The following is a 9,219-nucleotide window of genomic DNA, read 5'->3' as shown; positions in this document are numbered from 1 at the left end:
GGCGGTGACCGGCGTGGCCGGCAGAGCGCCGGCCTGCTGGTGGTCGAGCGCGGCGGCGGATACGGCGGCACCAGCGACGTGGTGGTGGACCTGCGCGTGGACGACCACCCGGACCCGGTCGCCGAGCTGGGTCGCCTGCTCGCCGTGCACACCATGCTGTTCGGCAAGCCCGACCCGGCCACCCTGCTCGACCTGAGCGGCACGGTCGCCGCCGAGGTGGCGGCGCTGCTCGGCGCACTGGGCCACCCGGTGCGCGAGGCCGGCACGGAGGCGGCGTTGATCTCCTGGGCCGGGTTGGAGAACCTGGAGGAGCGGCTGGTGCCGGGGCGCATCGACCCGGTGGTGCTGACACACCTGCGCGGCGTCGCCCCGCACGTCCCCGCCCCCCGCTCCGCGAGCTGACTGGTCAACGCCAGCAGCAAGAGGCCAGCAGCGACCGAACGGCCGCGGCTCGGATGACCCGGGTCAGCGGCCGAAGGCGAGCCAACCGAAGCCGGCGGCGTCGATCGCGGCCCGTTCCGCGGCGGTCAGCACCGCCCGGCCGGTGGCCTTGCGGATCAGGGTCAGCCGGTCCCAGCTCAACCCGGCCGGTGTCGGTCGTCCGCCGGTGAGCAGCTCGGCGATGACCACGGCCGCCGGTGGGGTGAGCCACGGGGGCCGGCCCAGCGCGGCGGCCAGATCCAACCCGTGCACACCCACCTCGACGACCCGGGTCCGCAGGAACTCGTCGAGGCGCATCGCGTCGCCGTGCCGGGTTCGCACCACCCGGTCGGGTTGCGTGGCGGCGACCGCCGCCTCGGTGTCCCGCCAGGCCCGGTCGAACTCGGTCGCCAGCGCCGCCCGGCCCACCTGCAGCGCCTCCCGCTGGCCGTCGGCGATCCGGTCGGCGTCGACCTCGGCGGTGAACTTCGCCGCCCCGAAGTAGCCGGCGGCGTTCACCTCGGCGCGGGGTGAGGCGGGCACGGCGAGCATGTCGGTCAGCCGGCCGGCCCCGGTGCGGGTGTGCGCGATCAGGTCCCGGACATTCCACGGAGGGCAGTCGGTGGGCCGGTTGAGATCATCGTCGGTCAGCTCGGCAAGGATCTCGGTGAACCGCGCGCACTCGGCGGAGAACGCCGCCCGGACCGGCTCCACCGGACGGATCAGCCCTTGACCCGGGGCACCAGCCGGTGCACGACGCTGAGCACCAACGCCATCACCACCGCCATCGTGCCGGCGATCCCGGCGGCGCTGCCCGCGTACCCGACGAACAGGGGGCGGCGGGCCAACTCCTCCGGCCCGGTGTCACGCAGGTCGAGCAGCCAGGACAGGGACAGTCCGCAGGCGACCAGGGCGAGCACCCCGCCGAGCCCGAGCACCAGCGCCGCGACCCGGTGCGCGTCACCCGGGGCGATCTCGGCCTGCTCCCGCTGGGTGACCAGCAGCAGCAACCCGGCCAACGCCGCCCACACGCCCACCACCAGGTACGCGGCGACCGCGTCGCTGGGCCGGTGCCAGCCGGCGGAGAGGGTGGCCACCCCGGCGACGGCGGCGTAGCCGGCACCGATGAAGGCACCGACGGCCCGCACCTTGCGCGGCAGCACGAGCATCAGCGCGACCGCCACCGAGGCGGCCACCGTGGCGTGCCCGCTGGGCAGGCTGTTGCCCACCGCGGCGCGTTCCGGGTCGAGACCGTAGTCGGGCCGGTTCAGCCCGTACTTGAGCAGTTGGGTGGTGACGTTCGCTCCGGCGATCAGCAGCGTCGCGGTGATCGCCAGGGCGATCCGCCCCCGGATCAGCGCGATGAACCCGATCGTCGCGGTGGCGGCCAGCAGCGAGACCACCGACATAGCGTTGAGGATCTTATCGACCGGACCGTCGATGGTGTCCTGCCCGATCCGGTTGCCGGTGAGGGCGACCGTGTCCACCCACTGACCGATCTCGAGGTGCACGGCCACCCGCCACACGGCGAGGAAGGCAGCCGCCTGGACGAGGGCCAGTACGACCAACCAGACCGCGGTCCAACCCCGTGCCGTCGCGCGCATCCGCACACCGTAGCGGCAGGTGTCGGCGGTCCGAGCGGTGGCCCGCCGTCTATCGCCGGTTAGGTTGTGCCGGAGGCGAGGAGGCGGTGGTGAGCGGAACACCGGAGCGCGACAGCGGCCCGGCCGAACCCGGTCCGGAGCAGCACGGAGGCGACGGCCGGGGTGCGGGAGCGCCGGCGCCGGCCGGCGCCGACACCGGTCCGGCAGGGCCTGCGCGGGCCGAGTCGCTGACGGATCTGCTGGGTGGGCGACGCGGTGCCATCGACGCCACCCTGCCGCCGTTGGCGTTCGCGGCGGGCTGGGTGCTGGGCGGCGAGTCGCTGTGGGGCGGGGTGGGTGCGGCGCTGGCCGTGGGCGCGGTGGTGGCGGGCGTACGGCTGCGTCGGGGTGACCGGCCGCGCTCGGTGCTGATCGGACTGTTGGCCGTCTGCGTCGCGGCGTTGATCGCGGTGCGCACCGGCCGGGCCGAGAACTTCTTTCTGATCCAGGTGCTCTCCAACGCCGCGAGCGCTCTGGCGTGGACGGTCAGCATCGTGGTGCGCTGGCCACTGCTCGGCGTACTGGTCGGCGCGGTGCTGGGCCAACGCGCCGGGTGGCGGCGCGACCCGGCGCTGCTGCGCGGGTACGGCCGGGCCAGTTGGGTGTGGACGGCCACCTATCTGCTGCGGCTCGCCGTGTTCGTGCCGCTCTACCTGGGCGGGCAGGTGCTCGCGTTGGTGGTGGCCCGGGTGGCGCTGACCTGGCCGCTGGTCGCCGCGGCGCTGGCGCTGAGCTGGGTGGTGCTGCGGCGCTCGCTGCCGGCCGGACATCCCGGGCTGCGTCACCCGGTCGCGCCGCCCCGCTGAAACCGGTCGGGCGCGGCCGGGCTCGGGGCAAAAAGGCGGCCGGGCTCGGGGCAAAAAAAGTGGAGAGGCCGCCACGGGGGGAGCGGCCTCTCCGGTGACGTACGTTACTCCGTCACGGACCTCGGTGTGATCCCGCTACGGCCCGAATTTCTGGGCTTTTTCGCGGCTGGCTCCAGTCCGGGCGGTGGGGTGGGCCGACCGATCCGCTGCGTCGGCCAGATGGCCGGCCCACCCCGGCCTGACCGTGGGTGTCAGGCCGTCCGCCAGCCCCGGTCCGTCGTTCCGCGGACCCGGGCCGGACCCCGGGGTGGGCGGTCCACGCCACCCACCCCGGGTCGTCTACCCGTTCGGGAACAGGCTGCCGTAGTCGGCGTACGCCATGGCGACGTCAGCCTGCGCCCAGAACCGGTGGTAGTTGAAGCTGGGCTCCGGACCACCGTCCAGGTACGCCTGCACCTTGGGCCAGTCCGGGTCGTTCTTGTAGAAGGACCGGATGTCGAGGAAGGTCTTGCCGGCGGCGATGGCGTCGCCGTTCGGCATCTTCCCGGTCCAGCCCGGCGGGACGTAGAGGCCCTGCCCGGTGGACGCGTTGTAGACGTCGTCGAAGCGCCGGTAGTCGCCACGCTTCTCGGTGGTGGAGACACCCTTGGCGTCGCTGGCGGCCGACAGCGCGTCGAGCAGACCCTTGGCGGTGTCCTTCGCCGCCACGTTGCCCGACTTGGCCGCGTACGCGATCAGGATCCGGGCGTAGGCGGCGGTGACACCGACGTCCTGGCCCTTGCTGATGACCTCGACGTGCAGGCCGGTGTTGGGCTGCGGGTTGGACGGGTTCCAGGTGGTCGGCTGACCGGTCCACGCCATGTCCGACGGGATCGACCAGTTGGTGCCGAGGGTGGTGTTGGCGATCGCCCAGGGCACCCACTTGTCCAGCAGGGCCTTGGCCTTCGCGTTGCCGGTCTGCTGGTACAGCTCGGCGATGCGCTGCATCGACCAGGCCTGCATACCGAACCACTGGTTCGACGGCGGGTCGTTGTAGACCGGGTCGACGTCGTAGAACATGCCGTAGAAGGTGCTGGTGCCGGCCGGCGGCTGGGCGTAGCTGCCGTCCCAGCTGTTGGTGGCGCCACCGGCGATGCCGCCCTCGGCGGACTGCAGCCAGGTGTAGAACTCCAGCTGCCGCTCGAAGCTCTTGGTCCAGTCGGCGACCGCGGTCGCCGACTGCGGCTTGAGCTCCGGGGTGTTGGTCAGCGCCCAGGCCGCGAACGGGTTCTGGTAGCCGAAGTGGTTGTGGCTGGAGCCGATCCGCCAGGACCAATTCTGGCTGGCGTCGTACGCGCCGCCCCAGGCGTAGTACCAGGACAGCAGGTAGTGCGCCGAGTCCTTGCCGCTGCCGGCGGGGCAGGTGCTGGCCCCGACGCAGTTGCCGATCTTCTTGAAGTACTTGTCGAACATCGCGTACCGCAGGTAGTCGCCCATCTTGGCGGCCTTGGTGATGGTGGCCGCGACATCGGCCTGCTTGTTCTGCGCCTTGGCCCAGGTCAGCGCCCAGTACGCGGCCTGCACGGCGCGGGCGTCGGCGTCCGGGGCGTTGGTGTACTTCCACTGCTTGGCGGGGGCGCCGGTGTCCTTGACGAACAGGTCGAGGTAGCCGTACTGACCTCCGTGCTTGAAGGTGTCGCAGGACGGCTGCGGGATGGTCTCCCACACCGACTCCTGGGTGCCCCGCTGGAAGGTGTTGATGTAGGCCGGCTTGGTGGTGCCGTCACCGCAGCGGCCGAAGCCGTAGGTGTTGTCGACGTCCATCAGCCAGTGCATGCCGTAGATGTCGCCGGTGCCGTAGGTGGACTGCAACTCCGAGCGCAGCGGGTCCTGACCGACCGGGACGTTCGGGTTCAGCGCCGACGGGTACTGGCTGGGCAGGTTGTACTCCGCGGCGTACTGCGGGGTGCCCGCGGAGCCGGCGGTCGGCTGGTCGGCGTGCGTGGGGATGATGTACTTCTCCATCACCGTCCAGGCGTTGTTGAACGGGGCCCAGTTCTGGGTGACCCGCCCGTAGTTCGCCTCCAGCCAGAGCCAGAAGCTGAACGCCTCCGATGTGGTCTCGTGACCGTGGTCGGGCGCCTCCACGATCAGCGTTTCCACCGAGTGGTACGGCACGCCCTCGGGGCTGAAGTAGCCCGAGTTCTTGATCTTGCCGTACTGGTCGAGGAACTTCTTGATGTAGGCGTTGTCGCCGCCGGGGGTGTCGTTGTCGATTTCGGTGGCGGTGACCGCCAGCGAGGCGAGACCCGTGGCGGAGGCGGTGATGGTGGCGGCGCCGCCGACGGTGTCGGTGTCCTCCGCCGCGGCGACCGTGACGGTGACCCCGGTGTTCCAGTTGCTCGTGGTCAGCGTGGCGGTGGCCGGCGAGACCGTGACATCGGTGTCGCCGGTGCGGGTGAGGGTGACCGGCACACTGGCCGTCGGCGCGGCGCTGAGCTTCAGGTTGAAGGTGCTGGTGCCACCCTCGGTGACGCTCACCGCGGACGGAGTGGCGATCAACGTCGGGCCGCTGGCGGTGCCGACGGTGAACGCCTTCTCGTCGACCCCGATGCCGTTGGCGTTGTCGTACGCCTTGGCCTGGACGGTGTAGCTGCCGGCCGGCAGGTCCTCCTGGGTGTAGGCGTACGGGGCGGAGGTGTCGGTGTTGATCAGCAGGCCGTTGCGGTAGAACTCGACCTTGCTGATCGTCCCGTCCGGGTCGCTGGCGGTGGCGGTCAACGGCACGTCGGCCGGCGCGGTGAACGGCCCGGCCGGCAGGCCGAGGGAGACCGTCGGCGGCTGGTTGGCCGGGGTGCCGTTGCAGGGGGTGCCGTTCAGGGTGAACGCGGTGGGCTTCGGGTTGCTCCCCGAGTGGGCGCCGTTGAAGCCGATGGTGGTGGAGGCTCCGGTGCCGAGGTTGCCGTTGTACGACTCGTTGGTCGCGGTGACCTCGCTGCCGGTCTGGCTGAACTTGGCCGACCAGCCCTGGGTGACCCGCTGACCGCTGGTCGGGAAGGTCCACTTGAGCGTCCAGTTGCTGACCGGGTCGCCCAGGTTCTTGATGGTGACGTTGGCGGTGAAGCCGGTGTTCCAGTCGTTGGTCGCGTAGACCACGTCGCAGGCGGGCGCGGCCTGTGCGGCGCCAGCGGGCAGGGTCACCCCGCCGATGGCGAGCGCGGCGGCGGCGATGATCGCCACTCGACGGCGTCGTGCCAGTTGTCTCATGTGCGCGGTGTCTCCTCGGACCAGGCCGGGATGGTCCCCGGCGAGGCGCCTGCCCGCGTGGGTGGTGGTCCGCGGGGATGTCGAGGCGCCGGGAAGGTGGTCTTCCCCGGGCCCGGCCGGGGTTGGGGCGGTGCGGCCCGCACGGGAGGGGTCCCGCCGGCTGATCGGGTGACCGTGACCGGAGCTGGTGCTGCCGGTTGCCCTCGGTGGACCCGCACTCACGCGATGTGGCTCGTGTCGCGTCGAATCGACAGTGTGCCATGGAAGCGCTCCCACAACAAGCGCACGGAGCGCCGGATCAGCTCCTTGTTTCGATCTCGTTTTGGGTCTTTCACAAAGGCGTGACGGGCGTTACAGTCGCAACATCGGTCGATGGGAGCGCTTCCATCGACAAGGTTCCAACAAGAAGATCGCTGGGGTCGTCTCTGACGAGCCCCAGGGAACCAAGACCGAGGGCCGACGACGGGCCAGCCCGGACGCCGTCGTCAGCCATCGTCCCGCCACAGGGAGGGAGGTGGAACCAGAGCCACTCGCGTGGCCCGGCTCCCGCGCGACACGCACGGCAGGACCCAAAATTCCGCCCGTGTGTGTGCAGTTACGGTGGGGACGGGGGTTGCCCTCCCCCGTCCCCACACTAAACCCCCGTACACGATAGGAAAAGAGGCCGACGGGACAGGCGCGCCGCGCCGCCCGGACGGCCTCGTTCGCTGCTCGGGGCCACACCCGCATCCCACCCGCCAGCGCCGGCCGTTCTGACGGCCGGCTGACCGGCCGGCAGCGCCTGCCCTATCATGGGAGCGCTCCCGAAACTTTCGGCGGTGGCCCCGTATCCATGAGGAGAATCCATGTCGATACCTATCGGGCCCGCCGGCCCGCTGCGCTTTCCGGACAACTTCGGCTGGGGCGCGGCCACCTCCGCGTACCAGATCGAGGGCGCCGCCAAGGAGGACGGGCGCGGCGAGTCGGTCTGGGACACCTTCAGCCGCGTCCCGGGGCGCACCCGCAACGGCGACACCGGCGACGTGGCCATCGACCACTACCACCGCTACGCCGAGGACCTCGACCTCATGCGCGACCTCGGGTTGCGCAGCTACCGCTTCTCCATCTCCTGGCCCCGGATCCAGCCCGACGGCACCGGCACGCCCAACCAGCGCGGCCTCGACTTCTACCGGCGCCTCCTCGACGGCCTGCACGAGCGCGGAATCACCCCGATGGCCACCCTGTTCCACTGGGACCTCCCGCAGGCCCTCCAGGACGCCGGCGGCTGGGAGTCGCGCGACACCGCCCACCGCTTCGCCGACTACGCCGACGTGGTCTTCCGCGCCCTCGGCGACCGGGTGCCGGCCTGGCTCACCATCAACGAGCCCAAGACCGTGGTGCAGAACGGGTACCTCACCGGCCACCACGCCCCCGGCCGGCAGGACCCGGACGCCGCCTACCTGGTCGCCCACCACCTGCAACTCGCCCACGGGTTCGCCGTCGGCGCGCTGCGGGCCAGCGGCAGCGACAGCCGGATCGGCCCCGCACTCAACCTGCACCCCTGCTACCCCGCCGACGACTCCCCGCAGGCTGCCGCGGCCGCCCACCTCTACGACGCCTACGAGAACCGCCTCTACCTCGACTCCCTGTTCAAGGGCAACTACCCCGAGGACCTGCTGGCCGACCTGGGCCCGCAGAGCCGCATGGTCCAGGGCATCCGCGACGGCGACCTGAAAATCATCTCCTCGCCGGTCGACCTGCTGGCCGTGCAGTACTACACCCCGATCTACGTCACCGCCGACGGCGGCACCGCGCACCGCTGGGCGACCTCCGAGGCCGAGTGGCAGCAGATCTACCCCGAGGGAATGTACGACCTGCTGACCCGGATCACCCGCGAGTACGGCCCGATCCCGCTCACCATCACCGAGAACGGGCTGCCCACGGCAGACACTCTGGACGCGGACGACACCGTCCAGGACACGGGTCGGATCAGCTTCCTGCGCGACCACCTCACCGCCGCACACCGCGCCATCGCCGACGGGGTGCCGCTGGAGAGCTTCCACGTCTGGTCACTGCTCGACAACTTCGAGTGGGACCAGGGCTACGACCAACGCTGGGGCCTGGTCTACGTGGACTACCCCACCCAGCGGCGGGTGCTCAAGAGCAGCGCCACCTGGTACCGCTCCGTCATCGCCGCCGGCGGCTTCTGAAGGCGCCGCCACCCGGACGGCCGGGCCCGGACGGCTCGGCTCGGGTGAGCCGGTGACCGCCCGGGCCTCGGCCGGCCCACTCAGCGGGGCAGCGCCTGCTGCAGCTCCGCCCGCAGGGCCGGGGTGAGCATCTCCCCCGCCTGCTTGGCCAGCCGGGCCATCTCGTAGCCCACCACACCGATGTCCGCGTCACCGGCGGCCAGCGTGGCCAGAATCGAACCGTCGCGGATCTGCATCACCAGGAAGTAGCCGCGGCCCATCTCGACCACCGTCTGCTTGACGACGTCGCCGTCGAACATCTGGGCCGCACCCGCGGTGATGCTCATCAGCCCGGAGGTCACCGCGGCGAGCTTGTCCGCGTTGTCCCGGGGCAGGTGGTCGGAGATCGCCACCAGCAGCCCGTCAGAGGAGACCACCACCGCGTGCGCCACACCCGGCACCCGCTCCGCGAACGCGCTCACCAGCCAGCTCAGGTCACGTGCCTCCTGGCTCAACGTCGTCACTGTCGTCGTCCCCCTTCGTCGTGCCCCCCGGACGGTGGCACGGGTATCTCGGTGGTGTCCTCAGCCTCGGCGCGTCGTACTCCGCTGTAGAGCCGCGAGAGCATGCCGCCGACCGCCTCCGGGTCCGGGTCGGTGCGGGTCGGTGCCGACATCGGTTGTGCCGAACGGGTGACCGCGCTCAACTGCGCCATGGGCACCCGCACCGGCAATCCCCGCTCATTGGTGCCGGCGGTCACCGGGATCGTCGGCGGCGCCGCCGGTGCCGGCACCTCCGGCGCGCTCGGGCCCTGCCGCGAATACCAGCCCCCGCCGCCACCGCGAGCAGCGTTCGGGGTCAACACGTCCTCGGCGCGCACCGGCACCGGGCGGCCCTGACGTGGCACGCCGACGCCCGGCGGGCGGCCGGCCACCG

7 protein-coding genes and 1 pseudogene are annotated in these 9,219 nt (G+C 71.5%); 3 read left to right on the top strand and 5 right to left on the bottom strand.

Annotated features, from left to right (window positions below; translation table 11 throughout):
- Nucleotides 1-402 (top strand): DUF1028 domain-containing protein (locus tag PSH25_RS28690; protein WP_238662005.1); only part of this gene is annotated, 402 nt, incomplete at its 5' end.
- Nucleotides 403-465: 63 nt separating this feature from the next.
- On the opposite strand, the gene PSH25_RS28685 is transcribed toward PSH25_RS28690, so the two are convergent.
- On the bottom strand, nucleotides 466-1,143 hold the full coding sequence (locus PSH25_RS28685) for a maleylpyruvate isomerase N-terminal domain-containing protein (protein WP_372492870.1): 678 nt from the start codon (nucleotides 1,141-1,143) through the stop codon (nucleotides 466-468).
- Nucleotides 1,143-2,030, bottom strand: a complete 888-nt coding sequence (locus tag PSH25_RS28680) for a phosphatase PAP2 family protein (protein WP_238662003.1) — start codon at nucleotides 2,028-2,030, stop codon at nucleotides 1,143-1,145. The genes PSH25_RS28685 and PSH25_RS28680 overlap by 1 nt, the downstream gene beginning before the upstream one ends.
- Nucleotides 2,031-2,260: 230 nt before the next feature.
- Here PSH25_RS28680 and PSH25_RS28675 point away from each other — a divergent pair, with 230 nt between their 5' ends.
- The gene (locus tag PSH25_RS28675; protein WP_238662006.1) at nucleotides 2,261-2,869 is read left to right on the top strand and encodes a DUF3159 domain-containing protein; all 609 of its coding nucleotides are present in this window, start codon (nucleotides 2,261-2,263) and stop codon (nucleotides 2,867-2,869) included.
- Nucleotides 2,870-3,208: 339 nt separating this feature from the next.
- On the opposite strand, the gene PSH25_RS28670 is transcribed toward PSH25_RS28675, so the two are convergent.
- A complete protein-coding gene (locus PSH25_RS28670) occupies nucleotides 3,209-6,115 on the bottom strand; it encodes a glycoside hydrolase family 48 protein (protein WP_238662002.1) in 2,907 nt (968 codons plus the stop codon).
- A gap of 845 nt (nucleotides 6,116-6,960) precedes the next feature.
- Between PSH25_RS28670 and PSH25_RS28665 the strand changes: the two genes are divergently transcribed.
- The gene (locus PSH25_RS28665) at nucleotides 6,961-8,304 is read left to right on the top strand and encodes a GH1 family beta-glucosidase (RefSeq protein ID WP_238662001.1); all 1,344 of its coding nucleotides are present in this window, start codon (nucleotides 6,961-6,963) and stop codon (nucleotides 8,302-8,304) included.
- 80 nt (nucleotides 8,305-8,384) lie between these two features.
- On the opposite strand, the gene PSH25_RS28660 is transcribed toward PSH25_RS28665, so the two are convergent.
- Both PSH25_RS28660 and PSH25_RS28655 read right to left on the bottom strand, forming a co-directional pair.
- Nucleotides 8,385-8,807: a roadblock/LC7 domain-containing protein gene (locus tag PSH25_RS28660; RefSeq protein ID WP_030328666.1), complete on the bottom strand. Its 423-nt coding sequence runs from the start codon at nucleotides 8,805-8,807 to the stop codon at nucleotides 8,385-8,387.
- Nucleotides 8,804-9,219: pseudogene (locus tag PSH25_RS28655) on the bottom strand (nitrate- and nitrite sensing domain-containing protein); the annotation flags it as partial. The gene PSH25_RS28660 and the pseudogene PSH25_RS28655, both read right to left, overlap by 4 nt.

This window comes from Micromonospora foliorum, from assembly GCF_022229015.1.
Classification (GTDB): Bacteria; Actinomycetota; Actinomycetes; order Mycobacteriales; family Micromonosporaceae; genus Micromonospora; species Micromonospora foliorum.
Note: the sequence above shows the minus strand (reverse complement) of the source record. Positions and strands in the feature narration are given on the sequence as shown.